This is a genomic window from Kitasatospora sp. NPDC059747 (assembly GCF_042732955.1).
Classification (GTDB): Bacteria; Actinomycetota; Actinomycetes; order Streptomycetales; family Streptomycetaceae; genus Kitasatospora.
Genome location: NZ_JBHWGV010000066.1, coordinates 31365 through 51415, shown reverse-complemented (window position 1 = coordinate 51415; position 20051 = coordinate 31365). Strand labels below are relative to the sequence as shown.

Annotated in this window: 15 protein-coding genes and 1 pseudogene; 6 read left to right on the top strand and 10 right to left on the bottom strand. The window is 73.2% G+C overall.

Features of this window, described 5'->3' with window-relative positions; translation table 11 throughout:
• Window positions 1-92: 92 nt before the first annotated feature.
• Window positions 93-569, bottom strand: a pseudogene (locus tag ACFV4G_RS26565) (ribose-5-phosphate isomerase); the annotation flags it as partial.
• 77 nt (window positions 570-646) lie between these two features.
• The gene (locus ACFV4G_RS26560) at window positions 647-1246 is read right to left on the bottom strand and encodes a biotin transporter BioY (RefSeq protein WP_380444518.1); all 600 of its coding nucleotides are present in this window, start codon (window positions 1244-1246) and stop codon (window positions 647-649) included.
• 264 nt (window positions 1247-1510) lie between these two features.
• On the opposite strand from ACFV4G_RS26560, the gene ACFV4G_RS26555 reads away from it, so the two are divergent.
• Entirely contained in the window at window positions 1511-2920 is a 1410-nt protein-coding gene (locus ACFV4G_RS26555) for an amino acid permease (protein WP_380444517.1), read from the top strand.
• Between the two features lie 77 nt (window positions 2921-2997).
• On the opposite strand, the gene ACFV4G_RS26550 is transcribed toward ACFV4G_RS26555, so the two are convergent.
• Window positions 2998-3630 carry a disulfide bond formation protein DsbA gene (locus ACFV4G_RS26550; RefSeq protein ID WP_380444516.1) on the bottom strand — a complete coding sequence of 211 codons (633 nt, stop codon included), beginning with the start codon at window positions 3628-3630 and terminating at the stop codon, window positions 2998-3000.
• A 227-nt stretch (window positions 3631-3857) separates the two neighbouring features.
• Between ACFV4G_RS26550 and pepN the strand changes: the two genes are divergently transcribed.
• Window positions 3858-6422 carry an aminopeptidase N gene (gene pepN, locus ACFV4G_RS26545; protein WP_380444515.1) on the top strand — a complete coding sequence of 855 codons (2565 nt, stop codon included), beginning with the start codon at window positions 3858-3860 and terminating at the stop codon, window positions 6420-6422.
• 148 nt (window positions 6423-6570) lie between these two features.
• On the opposite strand, the gene ACFV4G_RS26540 is transcribed toward pepN, so the two are convergent.
• The 4 genes from ACFV4G_RS26540 to ACFV4G_RS26525 form a co-directional block, all read right to left on the bottom strand.
• On the bottom strand, window positions 6571-7200 hold the full coding sequence (locus ACFV4G_RS26540; RefSeq protein WP_380444514.1) for a maleylpyruvate isomerase family mycothiol-dependent enzyme: 630 nt from the start codon (window positions 7198-7200) through the stop codon (window positions 6571-6573).
• A 79-nt stretch (window positions 7201-7279) separates the two neighbouring features.
• On the bottom strand, window positions 7280-9925 hold the full coding sequence (gene acnA / locus ACFV4G_RS26535; protein WP_380444513.1) for an aconitate hydratase AcnA: 2646 nt from the start codon (window positions 9923-9925) through the stop codon (window positions 7280-7282).
• A gap of 222 nt (window positions 9926-10147) precedes the next feature.
• On the bottom strand, window positions 10148-10294 hold the full coding sequence (locus tag ACFV4G_RS26530; protein ID WP_380444512.1) for a hypothetical protein: 147 nt from the start codon (window positions 10292-10294) through the stop codon (window positions 10148-10150).
• A complete protein-coding gene (locus ACFV4G_RS26525) occupies window positions 10291-11325 on the bottom strand; it encodes a hypothetical protein (RefSeq protein ID WP_380444511.1) in 1035 nt (344 codons plus the stop codon). Before ACFV4G_RS26525 ends, ACFV4G_RS26530 begins: the two co-directional genes overlap by 4 nt.
• 31 nt (window positions 11326-11356) lie before the next feature.
• Between ACFV4G_RS26525 and ACFV4G_RS26520 the strand changes: the two genes are divergently transcribed.
• The 3 genes from ACFV4G_RS26520 (at window position 11357) to ACFV4G_RS26510 (ending at window position 12913) form a co-directional block, all read left to right on the top strand.
• Window positions 11357-11716, top strand: coding sequence for a hypothetical protein (locus ACFV4G_RS26520; protein ID WP_380444510.1), 360 nt, complete (start codon window positions 11357-11359; stop codon window positions 11714-11716).
• Between the two features lie 143 nt (window positions 11717-11859).
• Window positions 11860-12267, top strand: coding sequence for a type II toxin-antitoxin system VapC family toxin (locus ACFV4G_RS26515; RefSeq protein ID WP_380444509.1), 408 nt, complete (start codon window positions 11860-11862; stop codon window positions 12265-12267).
• Between the two features lie 112 nt (window positions 12268-12379).
• The gene (locus tag ACFV4G_RS26510) at window positions 12380-12913 is read left to right on the top strand and encodes a superoxide dismutase family protein (protein WP_380444508.1); all 534 of its coding nucleotides are present in this window, start codon (window positions 12380-12382) and stop codon (window positions 12911-12913) included.
• Between the two features lie 15 nt (window positions 12914-12928).
• Here ACFV4G_RS26510 and argF read toward each other — a convergent pair whose 3' ends face one another.
• From argF to ACFV4G_RS26495, 3 genes are all read right to left on the bottom strand, one after another.
• Window positions 12929-13930: an ornithine carbamoyltransferase gene (argF, locus tag ACFV4G_RS26505; RefSeq protein WP_380444507.1), complete on the bottom strand. Its 1002-nt coding sequence runs from the start codon at window positions 13928-13930 to the stop codon at window positions 12929-12931.
• 200 nt (window positions 13931-14130) lie between these two features.
• On the bottom strand, window positions 14131-16785 hold the full coding sequence (locus ACFV4G_RS26500) for a polynucleotide kinase-phosphatase (RefSeq protein ID WP_380444506.1): 2655 nt from the start codon (window positions 16783-16785) through the stop codon (window positions 14131-14133).
• Window positions 16782-18500 carry a 3' terminal RNA ribose 2'-O-methyltransferase Hen1 gene (locus tag ACFV4G_RS26495; protein ID WP_380444505.1) on the bottom strand — a complete coding sequence of 573 codons (1719 nt, stop codon included), beginning with the start codon at window positions 18498-18500 and terminating at the stop codon, window positions 16782-16784. The genes ACFV4G_RS26500 and ACFV4G_RS26495 overlap by 4 nt, the downstream gene beginning before the upstream one ends.
• Window positions 18501-18641: 141 nt before the next feature.
• Here ACFV4G_RS26495 and dapD point away from each other — a divergent pair, with 141 nt between their 5' ends.
• Window positions 18642-19631: a 2,3,4,5-tetrahydropyridine-2,6-dicarboxylate N-succinyltransferase gene (gene dapD / locus ACFV4G_RS26490; protein ID WP_380444504.1), complete on the top strand. Its 990-nt coding sequence runs from the start codon at window positions 18642-18644 to the stop codon at window positions 19629-19631.
• The last annotated feature ends 420 nt before the right edge of the window (window positions 19632-20051 follow it).

Sequence of the window (20051 nt, the reverse complement as noted above, 5' to 3'; positions counted from 1 at the left end):
GGGGGCTGCGGGGGGCGCGCGCGGGGGGGGGGCGCGCCCGCGCGTGGGGGTGGGGGTGTGTTTTGGGGGGGGGGGCCCGTCCCCCAGGGGGGGGGTGGGGGCGGGGGCCGGGGCGGGAGCTCGCCGGTGGTCTCGTACTCGCTCAGCATCTCGATCCGGCGGGTGTGCCGGGCCTCGCCGCTGTAAGGGGTGCCGAGGAAGACCTCGACGAACTTGGTGGCCTCCTCGACGGTGTGCATGCGGCCGCCGACCGAGATCACGTTGGCGTTGTTGTGCTGACGGCCGAGCTCGGCGGTCTGCACGCTCCAGGCCAGTGCGGCCCGCACGCCCTTGACCTTGTTGGCGGCGATCGCCTCGCCGTTGCCCGAGCCGCCGATCACGATGCCGAGGGCGTCGGCGTCGGCGGCGGTGCGCTCGGCGGCGCGCAGGCAGAACGGCGGGTAGTCGTCCTCGGCGTCGTAGATGTGCGGCCCGCAGTCGACCGGCTCGTGGCCGGCCTCCTTGAGCCACTCCACGAGGTGGTTCTTCAGTTCGTATCCGGCATGGTCGGAGCCCAGGTACACGCGCATGCCCATGAGTGTGGCATGCGCGGGCACCCGGGCTCCGCAGGGGGCGCCGGGCGCCCGCGTCGGCCCGCCGCCGCCGGCTACCGCTTGCCGGCCAGGCGCCAGACGAGCGGGAGGGCGCCGGCGGCGAACGCGGCCTTGAGGGCGTCGCCGACCAGGTACGGGTAGAGGCCGAGCTCGGCGGCCCGGGCGAGCGGCACGTGCAGCGAGAAGGCCAGGTACGGGACGCCCACCGCGTAGATCGCGAGGGTGCCGAGGACCATCGTCACGGCGGTGTTGACCGGGCTGCGGTCGGCGCCGCGGCGGGCCAGGGCGCCGGTCAGGCCGGCCGCGAGGACGAAGCCGAGCACGTAGCCGAGCGAGGGCATCGCCCAGCCCGAGGTGCCCTCGGCGAACCAGGGCAGGCCCGCCAGGCCGGCCAGCAGGTAGAGGGCGAGCGAGGCGACGCCGCGGCGGGCGCCGAGCGCGGTGCCGACCAGCAGGGCGGCGAAGGTCTGGCCGGTGACGGGCACCGGCGAGCCCGGGACGTTGACCGAGAGCTGGGCGGCGACGCCGGTCAGCGCGGCGCCGCCGGCGACCAGGGCGAGATCGCGGGCCTGCGCGCCGAGACGGGTGGTGGCGGCGGGCAGCAGGTCGGCGAGGACGGCGCGGGTCGGTATCGACGTGCCGGCAATGGCCATGGGGGAACTCCTCGTGGGGTCCAGGTGAGTGAACACCTGTGAACCTACGCGGTGATCGACTCCGCCACCTTCACGGTTTCGGACAAACCCCCACCGCAGGACCTTGTCGGAACCGCCCGATCGACGGAACGTGACCACCCGCCGACCCGGCGTCACCGCGGGGTCCGCATGGTGGGCCCGGCTCGCCCGCCCTTGGCATGGACAGGGGTGTCCCCGGATATTGGACAACTCATGCCGCATTCCGCACAGTCTGGATCCCCCTCCATGGCCCCCACCTCCGCGCCCCCGGCGCCCGGGAGCAGCGACACCGCTCCCCCGGCCGCCGGCCAGCAGCTCTCGCACGGGCTGAAGCAGCGCCACCTGTCGATGATCGCGCTCGGCGGGGTGATCGGCGCCGGCCTCTTCGTCGGCTCCGGCGCGGGCATCGCGGCGGCCGGGCCCGCCATCATCCTCGCGTTCACGCTCTCCGGCCTGCTGGTCATGCTGATCATGCGGATGCTCGGCGAGATGTCCGCCGCCCGCCCGGCCTCCGGCTCGTTCTCCGTCCACGCCGAGAAGGAGATCGGCCCCTGGGCCGGGATCACCGCCGGCTGGATGTACTGGGTCATGCTGTGCTGCGGAGTCGCCGCCGAGGCCACCGCGGCCGGGAAGATCGTCAACGGCTGGATACCCGGCGTCTCGGCGTGGGTCTGGGTCGGTCTGTTCATGGTCTTCTTCTGCGCCAGCAACCTCACCGCCGTGAAGAACTTCGGCGAGTTCGAGTTCTGGTTCGCCACGATCAAGGTCGCCGCGATCGTCGCGTTCCTGGTCCTCGGCGGCCTCGGCGTGGCCGGCGTCCTCGGCCCCGGCGCCCCCGGCGCCACCAACCTGACCGGCCAGGGCGGCTTCCTGCCCACCGGCGTCAGCGGACTGATCGTCGGTCTGCTCGCCTCGGTGTTCGCCTACGGCGGCCTGGAGACCGTCACCATCGCCGCCGCCGAGTCCGACGACCCGAAGAAGAACGTCGCCAACGCGGTGCGGACGGCGGTCTGGCGGATCGCGATCTTCTACATCGGCTCGATGGCCCTGGTCGTCACCCTCGTCTCCTGGAAGGACCCGGCCGTCGTCCAGGACGGCCCGTACGTCACCGTGCTGCGCCACCTCGGGGTGCCCGGCGCCGGGACGATCATGGAGGCGGTGGTGCTGATCGCGCTGCTGTCCGCGATGAACGCCAACATCTACGGCGCCTCCCGGATGGCGTACTCGCTGGTCGGCCGCGGACAGGGCCCCAAGGCGCTGGCCCGGGTGAGCGGCGGCGTGCCGCGCCGGGCGGTGCTGGCCTCCTGCCTGTTCGGCTTCGGCGCCGTGCTGGCCGCCAAGTTCTGGCCCGCGACGGTGTTCACCTGGCTGATGAACACCACCGGCGTCGCGATCCTCGTGGTCTGGCTGTTCATCTGCCTCGTCCAGCTGAGGATGCGCCGCCGGCTGGAGCGCGAGGCGCCCGAGCTGCTCACCGTGAAGATGTGGGGCTACCCGTACCTGACCTGGGTGGCCATGGCCGCCGTGGCCGGCATCCTCGCGCTGATGACCACCACCGAGGGCAACCGCCAGCAGCTGTACGCGGCCGGGGTGCTGGTCGCCCTGCTGACCGCCGCCGGGCTGCTCAAGCAGCGCAGGGACGCGGCCCCGCGGTAGCGGCGCACGCACGGAAGAGGCACGGGAAGAGGCCCGGCACCAGGTGGTGCCGGGCCTCCCGCGTTCCGCCGCGGGCGTCACTCGAAGGACGGGCCCGCCGTCCGGGTGCGCTTGATCTCGTAGAAGCCCGGGGTGGAGGCCACCAGCAGGGTGCCGTCCCACAGCCGGGCCGCCGCCTCGCCGCGCGGGGTCGGGGTGACCACCGGGCCGAAGAACGCGACCCGGTCGCCGTCCGCGCCCTCGACGGCGATCACCGGGGTGCCGACGTCCTCGCCGACCAGCGAGATGCCCTCCTTGTGCGAGGCGCGCAGGGCCTCGTCGTACGCGTCGGTGTCGGCCGCGTCGGCCAGCTCGACCGGCAGACCCGCCGCGACCAGCGCCTCCTCGACCGTCGCCCGCTCCAGCGGCATCGCCCGGTTGTGCAGGCGCAGGCCGAGCTCGGTGTAGAGCCGGCCGAGCACCTCCTCGCCGTGCTGCTGCGCCGCCGCGACGCACACCCGGACCGGGCCCCAGCCCTTGTCCATCAGGTCGCGGTACTGCTGCGGCAGGTCGCGGCCCTCGTTGAGCACCGACAGGCTCATCACGTGCCAGTTCACGTCCACCGGACGCAGCTGCTGCACCTCGATCAGCCAGCGGGACGTCATCCACGCCCACGGGCACAGCGGGTCGAACCAGAAGTCGGCGGTCTTGCGCTCGGCGGCAGTCGTCACTGCGGTCGTCCTTCGTGAGGTGTCCGGGGAAATCACGGGCGGAAAGGCGTTCCCCCCGTCCAGGCGCCAACACCCGCCCGGCCCCGCTGATTCCGCCCCGGCCCACCGGCCTGTGCAATGGTACTGGCGCGCGACGGCGTGAAAGGATGCCCCTGATGCGCCGAAGCCGCGCAGGAGAGCACAGACCAGAACGCACCACCGTGCGAGCCGGACAAAGGAGTACCGCCGTGCCGGGCAAGAACCTGAGCCGCGACGAAGCCCAGCAGCGGGCCAGCATCCTGACCGTGGACGGCTACCGGGTCCGGCTGGACGTGACCTCCGCGCCCGACCCCGCGGCCGCGACCTTCCGCTCCACCACCACGGTCGCCTTCCGCTGCGCCCGGCCCGGCACCGCCACCTTCCTCGACCTGCTCGCCCCCGCCGTCCGCTCGATCACCCTGAACGGCCGCGCGATCGACCCGGCCACCGCCTTCGACGGCGCCCGCGTCCACGTCGACGGCCTCGCCGCCGACAACGTCCTCACCATCGACGCCGACTGCGCCTACAGCCGCACCGGCGAGGGCCTGCACCGCTTCGTCGACCCGGCCGACGGCGAGACCTACCTCTACACCCACTACGAGCCGGCCGACGCCCGACGCGTCTTCGCCACCTTCGAACAGCCCGACCTGAAGGCCCCGTTCACCTTCACCGTGACCGCCCCGGCCGCGTGGGACGTGTGGTCCAACGCCGTCCACGAGCGCGTCGACACCGAAGAGGGCGCCCGCACCTGGGAGTTCGCGCCGACCAAGCCGATCTCCACCTACCTCACCGCCGTCGTCGCCGGCCCCTACCACATCGCCCGCGACCACTACAGCCGCGAGCTGCCCGACGGCACCACCCTGGAGATCCCGCTCTCCGCGATGTGCCGCAAGTCCCTCGCGCGCCACTTCGACGCGGACGAGATCCTCGGCGTCACCAAGCTCGGACTCGACTTCTTCCACGAGCAGTTCGACTACCCGTACCCGTTCGGCAAGTACGACCAGGCCTTCGTGCCCGAGTACAACATCGGCGCCATGGAGAACCCCGGCTGCGTCACCTTCAAGGAGGACTTCGTCTTCCGCTCGAAGGTCACCGACGCCGCCTACGAGGGCCGCGCCAACGTCATCCTGCACGAGATGGCGCACATGTGGTTCGGCGACCTCGTCACCATGCGCTGGTGGGACGACCTGTGGCTCAAGGAGTCCTTCGCCGACTTCATGGGCTCCTACGGGCTGATCGGCGCCCGCACCCGCTACAGCTCGGCCTGGGTCACCTTCGCCAACCAGCGCAAGGCCTGGGCCTACCGGCAGGACCAGTTGCCCACCACCCACCCCATCACCGCCGACATCCGCGACCTCGAAGCCGCCAAGCTCAACTTCGACGGCATCACCTACGCCAAGGGCGCCTCCGTCCTCAAGCAGCTGGTCGCGTACGCCGGTTCGGACGCCTTCTTCGAGGGCGCCCGCCGCTACTTCAAGCGCCACGCCTTCGGCAACACCGAACTCGCCGACCTGCTGGGCATCCTGGAGGAGACCAGCGGCCGCGACCTCAAGTCCTGGGCCGCCGCCTGGCTGCAGACCGCCGGCGTCGACTCGCTCACCCCGCAGGTCACCGCCGACGCCGAGGGCCGGATCACCGAACTCGCCGTCCTCCAGGACGGGGCCGTGCTGCGCCCGCACCGGATCGCCGTCGGCCTCTACGACCACGACTCCGACGGCACGCTGGTGCGCACCGCCCGGATCGAGCTCGACGTCACCGGCGCCCGCACCGTCGTCGCCGAGGCCGCCGGCCGCCCCCGCCCGGCGCTCGTCCTGCTCAACGACGACGACCTCACCTACTGCAAGATCCGCTTCGACGACGCCTCGCTGGAGACCCTGCGCACCGGCCTCGGCGAGATCGGCGACGACCTCGCCCGCGCCCTCGCCTGGTCCGCCGTCTGGAACCTCACCCGCGACGGCCTCATGCCCGCCCGCGACTACGTCGCCCTGGTGCTGCGCTTCGCCGGCCAGGAGGGCAACATCGGCGTCCTGCAGTCCCTGCACACCCAGGCCAAGACCGCCGTCGACCTCTACGCCGACCCCGCCTGGCGCGCCGAGGGCGGCCGGCTGCTCGCCGACGGCGCCCTGCGCGAACTGCGCGGGGCCGTCCCCGGCAGCGACCACCAGCTCGCCTGGGCCCGCTTCCTCGCCCAGACCGCGGGCGGCGCCGAACACCTCGGCCTGGTCCGCGGCCTGCTCGCCGGCAGCGCCCGGATCGACGGCCTCGACGTCGACCAGGAGCTGCGCTGGGCGCTGTGGCTCGCCCTGGCCGCCGCCGGGCAGGCCTCCGACGACGAGCTCGCCGGGGAGCTCGCCGCCGACAACACCGCCGGCGGCAAGCGCCAGTACACCCAGTGCCTGGCCGCCCGCCCCACCCCCGAGGCCAAGGCCGCCGCCTGGTCGGCCGTCGTCGACTCCGACGAACTGCCCAACGCCCTGGTCGAGGCCAACATCGCCGGCTTCGCGCTGCCCGCCCACCGCGACCTCACCGCCCTCTACGCGGCGCCCTACTTCAAGCTCCTGGAGAAGATCTGGGCCGAGCGCACCATCGAGATCGCGATGCGCTTCGTCGGCGGCTTCTTCCCGAGCGCCCAGATCGGCGAGCCGACCCTCGCCGAGGCCGACGCCTGGCTGGACGGCCACCCCGACGCGGCGCCCGCGCTGCGCCGCCTGGTGATCGAGCGCCGGGACGACCTCGCCCGCGCCCTGCGCGCCCAGGCCTGCGACCGGGCCTGACCGTTCACGGAAGACGAGGGGCCCGCCGTACGGACGGCGGGCCCCTCCGTCGTTGCGTGAACGTCGTTGCGTGAACGTCGCTGCGTGAACGTCGCTGCGTGAACGTGCTTGCGTGAACGTGTTTGCGTGAACGTCCCTGCCTGGAGCGTCAGTTGCGCGAGGCCAGCAGCGGCAGGCCCTCGCCCTCCAGCTCGGCGTGCGCCACCTTGCGCCCGGTGACCGCCAGCAGGAGCGCGAGCACCGGGCCCCGCACCTCGGGGCCGCTGCCCGCCGCCCAGTCCGCGTCCGTGGCCCGCAGGGTCAGCCCCTCGACCCTCCGCTTGCCGCCGATGAGCAGGTTGGAGCCCCGGTAGAAGTCCGCCAGCCGGGTCAGCGCCGCCACCGGGTACGCCCGGGCGAGGCCGAGCGGGCGGCGGATGTCCTCGGCGTGCACCACCGTCTCGCCCAGCCAGCTGTCGACCGGGCCCGGCGGGTGGCCGACCGAGTCCAGCTGCGCCCGGAAGGCGGCGAGGGTGTCCGCGGGCGTCCCGCTCGTCAGTTCGGCGATCTCGCGGGCGGCCATGTCCTCGAAGCGGAAGCCCGCCCTGGCGAGCTTCAGGAAGAAGCCGGGCGGCGTCATCCGGGCCGTCGCCGCCATGTGCGCGAGGGTGTCCTGCACGCTCCGCCCGGTGCAGAGCGAGGGGGTCGCCCACTGCTCCGGGGTGAGGTCCCGCACGTCGGCGAGCAGGGCGCGCCGCTCGGCGTGGATCGTCCCCCAGGTGTCCGCTGTCGTCGCCATGCTTCCGTGGTACTACCACGACGGCCGGGCCGCACCCCCGAGGGGATGCGACCCGGCCGACCTGGCGCTACGGGTGTGCTCAGCCGATCAGCGAGCGCAGCACGTACTGCAGGATGCCGCCGTTGCGGTAGTAGTCCGCCTCACCGGGGGTGTCGATGCGGACGACCGCGTCGAACTCGACGGCGCCGGCGACGACCTTGACGGTCGCCGGGGTGGTGCCGTCGTTGAGCTCGGTCACGCCGGTGATGGAGAAGGTCTCCTCGCCGGTCAGGCCGAGGGAGTCGGCGTTCTGGCCCTCCGGGAACTGCAGCGGCAGGACGCCCATGCCGATCAGGTTCGAGCGGTGGATGCGCTCGTACGACTCGGCGATGACGGCCTTGACGCCCAGGAGCGCGGTGCCCTTGGCGGCCCAGTCGCGGGACGAGCCGGAGCCGTACTCCTTGCCGGCCAGGACGACCAGCGGGGTGCCGGCGGCCTGGTAGTTCTGCGAGGCGTCGTAGATGAACGACACCGGGCCGTCGGCCTGGGTGAAGTCGCGGGTGTAGCCGCCCTCGGTGCCCGGCGCGATCTGGTTGCGCAGGCGGATGTTGGCGAAGGTGCCGCGGATCATGACCTCGTGGTTGCCGCGGCGCGAGCCGTAGCTGTTGAAGTCGCGCTTCTCGACGCCGTTGGCGGTCAGGTACTGCGCCGCCGGGGTGCCCGGCTTGATGTTGCCGGCCGGGGAGATGTGGTCGGTGGTGACCGAGTCGCCCAGCTTGGCCAGGACGCGGGCGCCGGCGATGTCGGTCACCGGGCTCGGGGTCTTGGCCATGCCCTCGAAGTACGGGGGCTTGCGGACGTAGGTGGACTCGGCGTCCCACTCGAAGGTGTTGCCGGTCGGGACCGGGAGCGACTGCCAGCGGTGGTCGCCGGCGAAGACGTCCTGGTAGCCCTTGTCGAACATGTCCTGGTCGATGGAGCCGGCGACGGTGGCGGCGACCTCCTGCTCGGACGGCCAGATGTCGGCGAGGAAGACGTCGTTGCCGTCGGCGTCCTGGCCCAGGGCGTCCTTGGTGATGTCGACGTTCATGTTGCCGGCGAGGGCGTAGGCGACCACCAGCGGCGGGGAGGCCAGGTAGTTCATCTTGACGTCCGGGTTGATCCGGCCCTCGAAGTTGCGGTTGCCGGAGAGCACCGAGACGACGGCGAGGTCGGACTCGTTGACGGCGGCCGAGACCTCCTCGGGCAGCGGGCCCGAGTTGCCGATGCAGGTGACGCAGCCGTAGCCGACCAGGTTGAAGCCCAGCTTCTCCATGTACGGGAGCAGGCCGGCCTTCTCGTAGTAGTCCATGACGACCTTGGAGCCGGGCGCCAGGGTGGTCTTGACCCAGGGCTTGACCGTCAGGCCCTTCTCCACGGCCTTCTTCGCCAGCAGGGCGGCGCCCAGCATGACGGAGGGGTTGGAGGTGTTGGTGCAGGAGGTGATCGAGGCGATCACGACCGCGCCGTTGTCGATCTCGTACGTCGAGCCGTCGGGGGCGGTGACGGTGGTCGGCTTGGAGGCCTCGGCCGAGTAGGCCGGCAGCGCCTCGGCGAACCGCTCGGCGGCCTCGGCCAGGATCACGCGGTCCTGCGGGCGCTTCGGGCCGGAGATCGACGGGACGACGGTGGAGACGTCCAGCTCCAGGTACTCGGAGTAGACCGGCTCGACCGACGGGTCGTGCCAGAGGCCCTGCTCCTTGGCGTACGCCTCGACCAGGGCGAGCTGCTGCTCGTCGCGGCCGGTGAGCTTCAGGTAGTTGATGGTCTCCGCGTCGATCGGGAAGATCGCGCAGGTGGAGCCGAACTCCGGCGACATGTTGCCGATGGTGGCGCGGTTGGCCAGCGGGATGGCGCCGATGCCGTCGCCGTAGAACTCGACGAACTTGCCGACCACACCGTGCTTGCGCAGCATCTCGGTGATGGTGAGGACGAGGTCGGTGGCGGTGGTGCCGGCCGGCAGCTGGCCGGTCAGCTTGAAGCCGACGACGCGCGGGATCAGCATGGAGACCGGCTGGCCCAGCATGGCGGCCTCGGCCTCGATGCCGCCGACGCCCCAGCCCAGCACGCCCAGGCCGTTGACCATGGTGGTGTGCGAGTCGGTGCCGACGCAGGTGTCCGGGTAGGCCTGGCCGTTACGGACCATGACCGTGCGGGCCAGGTGCTCGATGTTCACCTGGTGGACGATGCCGGTGCCCGGCGGGACGACCTTGAACTCGTCGAACGCGGTCTGGCCCCAGCGCAGGAACTGGTAGCGCTCCTTGTTACGGCCGTACTCGATCTCGACGTTCTGGACGAAGGCGTCCGGGGTGCCGAACTTGTCGGCGATGACCGAGTGGTCGATGACCAGCTCGGCCGGGGCCAGCGGGTTGATCTTGGCCGGGTCGCCGCCCAGCTCCTTGACGGCCTCGCGCATGGTGGCGAGGTCGACCACGCACGGCACGCCGGTGAAGTCCTGCATGATCACGCGGGCCGGGGTGAACTGGATCTCCTGGCTCGGCTGGGCGGTGGCGTCCCAGTTGCCGAGCGCGCCGATGTGGGCGGCGGTGATGTTCGCGCCGTCCTCGGTGCGCAGCAGGTTCTCCAGCAGCACCTTGAGGCTGTAGGGCAGCCGCTCGGAACCCTCGACGGCGGAGAGCTTGAAGATCTCGTACGACTCGTCGCCCACCTGCAGCGAGCTGCGGGCGTCGAAGCTGTTCGCGGACACGACTGACTCCTTCTGGGTGCTTCACGCGATATCCGGCCACCACGGTGGTAAGGTCAGCCTTACTTAGGCTGACCTTGCCGCCATCGCCGGTGAGCGCCTCTCGGCAAGTATCTTGATGTCGAGATATATGGTAAGGGGCAGTTATCTCGATGTCGAGATAAACCATAGTGCATGCCGCCGCGTTCACCACCGCAGGCATGCCCGGGTCGGCGTCCGCCCAGTTCAGCGACCGTCCGGGCCGCGCCGCTTGCGCTCCAGCCGGATCAGCCACACCGCCCCCGCCACCACCCCGCCGAGCAGCAGCAGGACCAGCAGCAGCCCGCCTCCGGCCACCGGCGCCGGGGCGACATCGGCCAGCATCCTCGTCATGTCTTCTCCTCGATTCGCACGGAGGCACCCTCGTGGGCGGCCCCCAGGACCAGCATCAGCAGCACCGGGAACTCCAGGTAGGCGTGATAGCTCGCCACCGCCGCGTACAGCGCGCGGCCCTGCGCGTAGTCGGCCGCGAACAGCACCGCCAGCACCCCGCCCGCCGCCGCCCCCAGCGCCCACGCGCGCGCACCGCGCAGCGCCGGCACCCGGGCCTCGAAACCCTCGGCCGCCTCCGGCGCGTAGCGCGGCAGGAACCACACCCACACCACGTAGTGCATCGTCTGCAGGAACGCGAACACCGCCAGGAAGCGCAGGCCGAGGTGCGAGGCCAGCCACGCGGGCGGCGTGTAGGAACTCTCCAGGCGGGCCATCCAGCCGCCCGCCGTGCCCGTAGCGCCCGTAGCGCCCGCCAGCAGGCCGTCCAGCAGCCCGCTCAGCAGCAGGGCCGGCACCAGCAGCACCCACGTGAACTGCAGCGCCAGGAACAGCGCACGCCCCCGCGCCAGCCGCCGCGACCACTCCCACAGGAACAGCAGCGGCACCACGTTGTGCAGGTGCGCCAGCACCACGAAGTGGTACGCCGGGAACGACAGCGACCCGGCGGCGGCGGCCGCCAGCACCGCCACGGCACCCGCCAGCAGCACCGGACGCGAGCGCAGCCCGTACCAACTCGCCGCCACCAGCAGCCCGTACGCCAGCAGGATCTCCGCCGACCGGGAGTAGACGGACGGCGGCAGCAGCCGGCACACGACGATGCCGGTGACGAGGACGAGCAGCAGCCGCAGCAGCGGACCCGCCAGCACCACCGCGAAGCGGCCCGCCACGTACCGCAGTTCCAGCACGTTGTGGAGCAGCCCGAAGGCCGCCAGCCCCAGCACCGCCAGCCCGGTCGGCGCCCGCAGCGCCAGCACCAGCGCCAGCGCGCCCGCCACCACGAAACCCGCCTGCGGCGCAGCGCCCAGCCGCAGCCCCGGCCCGGCCGCCGGCCAGGCCCCGCCGCGGGCCGCCCCCGCACCCGTGATCGCCACGCTCCCCCTCCCCATGGCACGATCCCCTGCCGTGCGCTACCCCGTGGCCCTGGCCCTCACGCTGCTGACCGAGACACCCGTCTACACCGCCGCCCTGAGCCTCGCCGGGCCCGTCCGCCCGGGCCGGGCCGCGGCCGCCGCCGTGCTGGTCAACCTGGCGACGCACCCCGTGCTCTGGTGGACCCTCCGGCACTGGACCGGCGGGCCCGCCGCAGCGTACTGGACGGCCTTCGGCCTCAGCGAGGCGGCGGTCTGCGCCGTCGAGGCCCTCCTCCTCCGCCCGCTCACGGGCCTGCGCCCGCGCGACCCGCTCCCCTGGATCGCCTCCGGCACCGCCAACGCCACCTCCATGCTCGCGGGGCTGCTGGCCGCACCGTTCCTCGGCGGCTGACCGCGGTTCCACGGCCCGGTTCCGGCGGCCCGGTTCCGGCGGCCTGGCCCCACGGCCCGGTTCCGGTGGGTGGGGGCCGGGCCGGTACGGTGGCGGGGAGTCGGTGACGTGCGGGAACGCCGGGGACGGGCAGGGGTCGGCTGATGATCGTGGTGGACGCGTCCGCGCTGGTGCTCGCGCTGGCCGACGAGGGGCCGCGCGGTGCCGCGGCCCGGGCCGAACTGGCGGCCGACGGCGAGTGGTTGGCGCCGGAGCACGTCATCGTCGAGGTGATGCAGTCGCTGCGCGGCCTCTACCTGGCCAAGGAGCTCACCGCCGGACGGGTCGCCGAACTCACCGGCGAACTGGCCGCGGTGGCGATCCGCAAGGTCGAGGTGGCGCCGCTGCTCGGCCGGATCTGGGAGCTCAAGGACAACCTCACCCCGGACGACGCCGCGTACGTCGCCGTCGCCGAGCGGTACGGGGCGCCGCTGATCACCGCGGACCTGCGGCTCATGCGGGCCAGCGGGCCGCGCTGCGAGATCCGCGGCATCCGGCGCACACCGGAGTAGCCGGGCCGCCCCCGGGCGGGGGTGTCCCGGGCGGCCCTGCCGGGGCGGTGTCCCGGGCGGCCCGGGCGCGTTGAGCACGGCGACCGTCACCCCGCCCGTGGAAGGCCCGCCGATGCCCCTCCCGTTCGCCTCCGCCCTGCTGCCGCTCGCGCTGCTCGCACCCGCCGTCGCACCGGTGTCCGTCATCGAGGCCGACTTCGACCCGGCCTCGGCCTTCGTCCCGCCCGCCGCCATCAGCTACGCCGACGACCTCGTGCCGTACGGCTCGCACGCCACCGTCGTCACCGACCGCTCGACGGCCGGGCGGACGGTGCTCACCCTGGCCGTCACCGGACTCGCGCCCGGCCACGAGTTCCCGGTCCACCTGCACACCGGCACCTGCGGGACCGTGCCGACCTCGTCCGGGCCGCACTACCAGAACGTCGTCGACCCGGTGCAGCCGTCCACCGACCCGGCCTACGCCAACGACCGCAACGAGCTGCGGCTCGTGCTGCGCACCGACGACCGGGGCGACGGCACCGCCACGGCCGCGGTGGACTGGCAGGCGCGGGCCGGCGAGGCCCGCTCGCTGGTGCTGCACGCGGGCACCCCGGCCGGCCCGCACGCGGCGGCCGACCGGGTGGGCTGCATCAAGCTGGACCGGTAGCCCGTCCGGCGCTCCTCAGGACCCGAGGGTGGCGACCAGGACCGCCTTGATGGTGTGCAGCCGGTTCTCCGCCTGGTCGAACACGATGGAGTGCGCCGACTCGAACAACTCGTCGGTGCACTCCAGCTCGGTCATCCCGGTGGCCTCGTACATCTGCCGCCCGACCTCGGTGCCGAGGTCGTGGAAGGCCGGCAGGCAGTGCAGGAACTTCACGTCCGGATTGCCGGTGGCCCGGACGGTGTCCATCGACACCTGGTACGGCTTGAGCAGCTCGATCCGCTCGGCCCAGACCTCCTTGGGCTCGCCCATCGAGACCCAGACGTCCGTGTAGAGGAAGTCGGCGCCGGCCACGCCCTCGGCCACGTCCTCAGTGAGGGTGATCCGGGCGCCGGTGGTCTCGGCGAGCGCGTGCGCCGCCTTCCGGACGTCCTCGGCCGGCCAGACTGCGCGCGGCGCGACGATCCGGACGTCCATGCCGAGCAGGGCGCCGGTGACCAGCAGCGAGTTGCCCATGTTGGAGCGGGCGTCGCCGAGGTAGGCGAAGGCGATGCCGGTGAGCGGCTTGGCCGTGTGCTCGGTCATGGTGAGCACGTCGGCCAGCATCTGGGTCGGGTGCCACTCGTCGGTCAGGCCGTTCCAGACCGGCACGCCCGCGTGCGCGGCGAGCTCCTCGACGACCTCCTGGCCGTGGCCGCGGTACTCGATGCCGTCGAACATCCGGCCCAGCACCCGGGCGGTGTCCTTGATCGACTCCTTGTGGCCGATCTGCGAACCGGACGGGTCCAGGTAGGTGGTGCTCGCGCCCTGGTCGTGCGCGGCGACCTCGAAGGCGCAGCGGGTCCGGGTGGAGGTCTTCTCGAAGATCAGCGCGATGTTCTTGCCGCGCAGCCGGGGCTGCTCCGTGCCCGCGTACTTCGCCGCCTTGAGCCGGGCCGCGAGGTCCACCAGGAAGCGGAACTCCTGGGGAGTGAAGTCGAGCTCCTTGAGGAAGTGCCTGTTCCGGAGGTTGAAGGCCATGCCGGGCTCCTGGGGTGACGGGACGGACGGGAAAGCGGCAAGTGTATACGATGCTCTGAATTTATATGCAGAGTGGGGGTGGACGGGAGGGGAACGGCCGAGCGGAACGGCCGAGGGGGAGCCCGGTCGGACTCCCCCTCGATTCTCACCCCGGCTCCTGCCCCGGGTCTCGCCCCGGCCCCCACCCCGGCACGGTGCTCCTACAGGCGCGGGTCGACCGGTTCGGACTCCAGGGCCAGGACCGCGAACACCGCCTCGTGCACCCGCCACAGCGGCTCGCCCGCCGCCAGCCGGTCCAGCGCCTCCAGGCCCAGCGCGTACTCGCGCAGCGCCAGCGAGCGCTTGTGGCCGAGGGCGCGCTCGCGCAGCCGGTCCAGGTGCTCGGTGTAGTCCGGGCCGTAGATGATGCGCAGGTACTCACGGCCGCGCACCTTGACGCCGGGCTGGACCAGGCCGCCCGGACGGCCCTCGGCGCGCTCCGTGCGCACCAGCGAGCCCAGTGGCTTCACCACCATGCCCTCGCCGCCGGCCCCGGTCAGCTCCTCCCACCACGCGACGCCCGCGGCCACGGACGCCTCGTCGGCGGTGTCCACCACGAGCCGGCCGGTGCGGTGGAGCAGGGGCGCGGCCGGACCGCCCGCGGACGTGGTCGCGGCGGCGTCGGCGTCCACCAGGCGGTCGATCCAGGCGAGGTGCTCGTCGTGCGGGCGCACCGCGAGGTTCGCCCCCTCGGCGGCCAGCACCTGGAACGGCGCGAGCCGGACGCCGGACAGCCCCTCGGTCGGCCAGCAGTAGCGCCGGTACGCCTCGGTGAACGCCCCCGCGTCGGCGGCGCGCTGCCGCTGCCGGGCCGTCAGCCCCTCGACGTCCAGACCGCGCCCGGCCGCCTGCTCCAGCGCCGACAGCACCACCGGCAACGCGGCGCCCGCCGCCGCGCCGACCGCCGCGTACTGGCGGCGCAGCAGCTCGACGGCCTTCAGGGACCACGGCATCAGCTCGGCGTCGAGCAGCAGCCAGCCGGTGCCCAGCTCCTCGAACAGCCCGGCCCGCTCGGCGGCGGCCCGCACCCGGCCCAGCACCGCGGCCGTCAGGGCGTCGTCGCTGAGGAACGCGCGGCCCGTCCTGGTCCAGATCGCACCGGGACCGGCCACGCCGAAGCGCTTCTCCAGCGCCGCCTCGTCCCGGGCCACCAGCACCACCGCGCGCGAGCCCATGTGCTTCTCCTCGCACACGACCTGCCGGACGCCGTCCGCCCGGAAAGCGGCGAACGCCTCGTCGGGGTGCTCCAGGAAGCCGTCCCGGCGGGAGGTGGCCGTCGGGGCCATCGTCGGCGGCAGGTAGGCGAGCAGCCGCGGATCCAGCGCGAAGCGGCTCATCACCTCCAGCGCCGCCGCCGCGTTCTCCTCCCGGACGGCGACCCGGCCGTGCAGCCCGGTCTCGACGATCCGCCGGCCCGCCACGTCGGCGAGGTCCAGCGGACGGCCCTCCCGCGCGCCCGGCGCGTCGGTGATCATCGGACGCACCGGCGCGTACCACTCGCGCTCGGCCGCCACGCTCACCAGCTCGCGCTCCGGGTAGCGCAGCGCCGTCAGGCTGCCGCCGAACACGGCGCCGGTGTCCAGGCAGATGGTGTTGTTGACGAAGCCCGCCGTCGGCACCGGCGTGTGGCCGTAGACCACCAGCGCCCGGCCCCGGTACTCCTCCGCCCACGGGTAACGCACCGGCAGGCCGTACTCGTCGGTCTCGCCGGTCGTCTCCCCGTACAGCGCGTGCGAGCGCACCCGGCCGGAGGCCCGGCCGTGGTACTTCTCCGGCAGACCGGCGTGGCACACCACCAGCGCGCCGCCGTCCAGCAGGTAGTGGCTGACCAGGCCGCGCATGAACGCGCGCACCTCGGCCCTGAACTCCTCGCTCTCGCCCGCCAGCTGGTCCAGCGACTCCTGGAGGCCGTGCGAGACGGTGACCTTCTTGCCGTCCATCGCGCGGCCCAGCTTGTTCTCGTGGTTGCCCGGCACGCACAGCGCGTGGCCGGCCGCCACCATGCCCATCACCAGGCGCAGCACGCCGGGGGTGTCCGGGCCGCGGTCGACCAGATCTCCGACGAAGACGGCGGTGCGGCCGTCCGGGTGCGCGGCGTCCACCGGGCGCCCCTCGGCGTCCCGGGTGAGGACGTAGCCGAGGCGGGTCAGCAGGGTCTCCAGCTCGGATCGGCAGCCGTGGATGTCGCCGACGACGTCGAACGGGCCGGTGAGGTGGCGCAGGTCGTTGTAGCGCTTCTCCAGCTCGATCCCGGCCGCCGCCACCTCCGCCGCGCCGCGCAGGATGTGCACCTTGCGGAAGCCCTCGCGCTCCAACCCGCGCAGGGAGCGCCGCAGTTCGCGGTTCTGGCGGGGGATGACGTGGGGCGGCAGCTGGCGGTCCGGCCGGGTGCGGTTGCGCTCCGCGCAGACACCGGGCGGGACGTCCAGGACGATCGCGATCGGCAGCACGTCGTGGTCGCGCGCGATCTTCACCAGCTGGCGGCGCGCCTCGGGCTGGACGTTGGTCGCGTCCACGACCGTCAGACGGCCGGCGGCGAGGCGCTTGCCGACGATGTAGTGCAGGACGTCGAAGGCCTCGGCGGAGGCCGACTGGTCGTTCTCGTCGTCGGCGACCAGGCCGCGGCAGAAGTCGGAGGAGACGACCTGGGTGGGCAGGAAGTGGCGGCGGGCGAAGGTGGACTTGCCCGAGCCGCTCGTGCCGATCAGGACGACGAGGGAGACGTCCGTGACGGGGAGGCGGCGGGGGGCGGCCGGGACGGACGGTGCTTCGGGGGTCCGTGCCTCGTCGGAGGCCGGGGTTGCTTCGTCGGTCATCGGGGTTCGCCTCCTTCGGGCGTCGGGGTGGTGGTGGCGGTGGTGGTTTCTGTATCGGCGGTGGTGGCGGTGGTGCCGGCGGCGGTGTCGGTGGTGGTGCCGGCGGCGGTGCCGACGGCGGTGTCGGTGGCGGTGCCGACGGCGGTGCGGAAGAGGGCCAGCTGGGTCGGCGGGCCGACCTCCGGGTCCTGCGGACCGACCGGGCGCAGCTCGACGGTGTAGCCGTACGCCGAGGCCACCCGCTCCGCCCAGGCCCGGAACTCGGCCCGCGACCACTCGAAGCGGTGGTCCGCGTGCCGGACGGCGCCCGCCGGCAGGCTCTCCCAGCGCACGTTGTACTCCGCGTTCGGCGTGGTCACGACGACCGCGCCCGGACGGGCCGAGCCGAACACCGCGGACTCCAACGCGGGCAGCCGGGGCAGGTCCAGGTGCTCGATCACCTCGCACAGCACCGCCGCGTCGAAGCCCTTCAGCCGCGCGTCCGTGTACGTCAGCGCGCCCTGCGCCAGCGTCACCCTGGCCGCCTGCCGCTCCGGCAGGCGCTCCAGGCGCAGCTTGCGGGCCGCCACCCGCAGCGCCCGCACGGACACGTCCACACCGAGGATCCCGGTGAACCGGGCGTCCTTCAGCAGCGCTCCGATCAGCTCGCCCTGGCCGCAGCCGAGGTCGGCGACCTTCGTCGCACCGGTCTCGCGCAGGGCCGCCAGGATCGCGGCGCGGCGCTGCTCGGCGAGGGACGGCTGCTTCCCGGGGGCCGGGGCTTCGGGGTTCTCGGGGTTGCCGAGGTTGCCGGGGTTGCCGGGGTTGCCGGGGTTGCCGGGGTTGCCGGATGCGGGCGCGGTGCCGGTGGGCGCGCCCGGGATCTCCTGGGCGGTCTCGTCGGGCTCGTCGGCGACCGCGTTGTCGATCTCCTCGACCTCGCGGTCGTCCGCCTCCGCGAGACGGGCCAGCTCCAGGCGCTCCATCGCCGCCCTGGTCAGCGACCAGCGCCGCGACAGGTAGCGCCGGGTGATCAGGGCCCGCTCGGGGTGATCGGCCAGCCAGCCCTCCCCCGCGGCCAGCAGCTTGTCCACCTCGTCCGGGGCCACCCAGTAGTGCTTGGCACCGTCCAGCACCGGCAGCAGCACGTACAGCTGATGGAGCGCGTCGGACAGGCGCACGGACTCCGCGGCCAGCTCGATCCGCACGTACCGCGACTCGCCCCACTCCGGGAACGCCTCGTCCAGCGGGACCGCCTCCGCCTCGACCCGCCAGCCCATCGGCTCGAACAGCCGGGCCACCATCTCCGGGCCGCCGCCCTCGCCCACGCCGTTCGCGGGCACCGCGGGCAGCGCGATGCGCAGCGGACGCGCCAGCTCGGGCAGCTCGGGACGGGCCTGGCACACGCCCTTCATCGCCGACCGGAACACCGTCCGCAGCGCCACCGCGAGCAGCGAGGACGCGGCGTACGGCCGGTCGTTGACGTACTGGGCGAGCGCGAAGTCGGGCGAGCCGCCGCGGCCCTTGCCACGGCCCTTGCGGACCAGCGCGATCGGATCGACGTCCAGCAGCAGCGCCGCCGTGCAGAGCTCGTCCCCCGCCTCCGGGTAGAAGACGTGGGCCTCGCCGTGCGACGTCGTGAACCGCTGGACCTTGCCGGGATGCTTGTGCAGCAGGAACCCGAGATCCGTTGCCGGGCTCTCGGCGCTGCCGGTGGTGGAAATCGACATGAACACCTGCCCGAGTATTGCCGAGCGGTGATCCCCTCGGCACCGGGTTTTCCCAGCCCACGGCCGGTCGGCGACGCCCCGCGCCCGGCGTGTCCGGACGGTGGGCGTTTTCGGCGCCCGGCCCCCGCATTGGTTAACGTGCACGGTGTGACTGCTGAATCCACCACGCTCCCGAACGGCGCCGTCGCCGCCGGTCTGGCCACCATCGCCGCCGACGGAACCGTCCTCGACACCTGGTTCCCCGCCCCCGTCCTGACCACCGAGCCCGGCCCCGCCGGGACCGTCCGGCTCACCGCCGAGCAGGCCGAGGCCGAGCTCGGCACCGGCGCCGCCGAGGCGCTGCGCGCCGACACCCGGCGCGGCGTCGAGGTGGTCGCCGTGCGCACCACCATCGCCTCGCTGGACGAGAAGCCGCTCGACACGCACGACGTGTACCTGCGCCTGCACCTGCTCAGCCACCGCCTCGTCCAGCCGCACGGCCAGAACCTGGACGGCATCTTCGGCCTGCTCGCCAACGTCGCCTGGACCAGCATCGGCCCCGTCCCGGTCGACCGGGTCGAGTCGGCCCGCCTCGCCGTCCGCGCGCAGGGCGGCCAGCTCGCCGTGTACGGGATCGACAAGTTCCCGCGGATGACCGACTACGTCGCCCCGTCCGGCGTGCGCATCGCCCACGCCGACCGCGTGCGCCTCGGCGCGCACCTCGCCGCTGGCACCACCGTGATGCACGAGGGCTTCGTCAACTTCAACGCCGGCACCCTCGGCACCTCCATGGTCGAGGGCCGGATCAGCGCGGGCGTCGTCGTCGGCGACCACAGCGACATCGGCGGCGGCGCCTCGATCATGGGCACCCTGTCCGGCGGCGGCAAGCAGGTCGTCTCGGTCGGCGAGCGCTGCCTGCTCGGCGCCAACGCCGGCATCGGCATCTCGCTCGGCAGCGACTGCGTCGTCGAGGCCGGCCTCTACGTCACCGCGGGGACCCGGGTCACCACGCCCGACGGCAAGATCGCCAAGGCCGTCGAACTGTCCGGCCAGGACAACCTCCTGTTCCGCCGCAACTCCCAGAGCGGCGCCGTCGAGGTCATCGCCCGCTCCGGCTCCTGGGGCGGCCTCAACGCCGACCTCCACGCCCACAACTGAGCCACCCGGCTCCCCTCAGTGCCCCGGCGCCGACTCCTTGGGTTCTAGGGATCGTTGCAACACCCTGACCGGGGACTGCAATGACCTTCGGGGATCGCGTTCTTCCTGGGCCCCGGGGGCGGGGGGGGGGCGGGGGCGCGCGCCCGCGCCGCCCCCCGCCCGCGTCGCGCGGGTCCCGTCCGCCCCCCCCCCCCCGACTCTTAGTCCTCGCTCTCTTCTCTGGGCCCCTCCCCCCACCCCCACCCCTCCCGCCCTCCCACCGCCTGCCCACGCCCATGCCTCAGAGGGCCTGCTCTTCGCCTTGGTCCTCTGGCCCTTGGCTCCTAGGTCCCTGGCCCGTGGGCTGCTGGCTGCTCGGCGCCGGTGCACCGGCGCCGGGCAGCCCCCCCACGCCGCCCCAGGCCCGCCCAACCCCCCGCG

Bases quoted from the DNA above. Each gene is read 5' to 3' on its own strand.
- ACFV4G_RS26555 (WP_380444517.1), top strand. From the start codon at position 1,511: ATGGCCCCCACCTCCGCGCCCCCGGCGCCCGGGAGCAGCGACACCGCT.
- ACFV4G_RS26530 (WP_380444512.1), bottom strand. From the start codon at position 10,294: ATGACGAGGATGCTGGCCGATGTCGCCCCGGCGCCGGTGGCCGGAGGC.
- ACFV4G_RS26500 (WP_380444506.1), bottom strand. From the start codon at position 16,785: ATGACCGACGAAGCAACCCCGGCCTCCGACGAGGCACGGACCCCCGAA.
- ACFV4G_RS26515 (WP_380444509.1), top strand. From the start codon at position 11,860: ATGATCGTGGTGGACGCGTCCGCGCTGGTGCTCGCGCTGGCCGACGAG.
- ACFV4G_RS26540 (WP_380444514.1), bottom strand. From the start codon at position 7,200: ATGGCGACGACAGCGGACACCTGGGGGACGATCCACGCCGAGCGGCGC.
- ACFV4G_RS26560 (WP_380444518.1), bottom strand. From the start codon at position 1,246: ATGGCCATTGCCGGCACGTCGATACCGACCCGCGCCGTCCTCGCCGAC.
- argF (WP_380444507.1), bottom strand. From the start codon at position 13,930: ATGGCCTTCAACCTCCGGAACAGGCACTTCCTCAAGGAGCTCGACTTC.
- ACFV4G_RS26510 (WP_380444508.1), top strand. From the start codon at position 12,380: ATGCCCCTCCCGTTCGCCTCCGCCCTGCTGCCGCTCGCGCTGCTCGCA.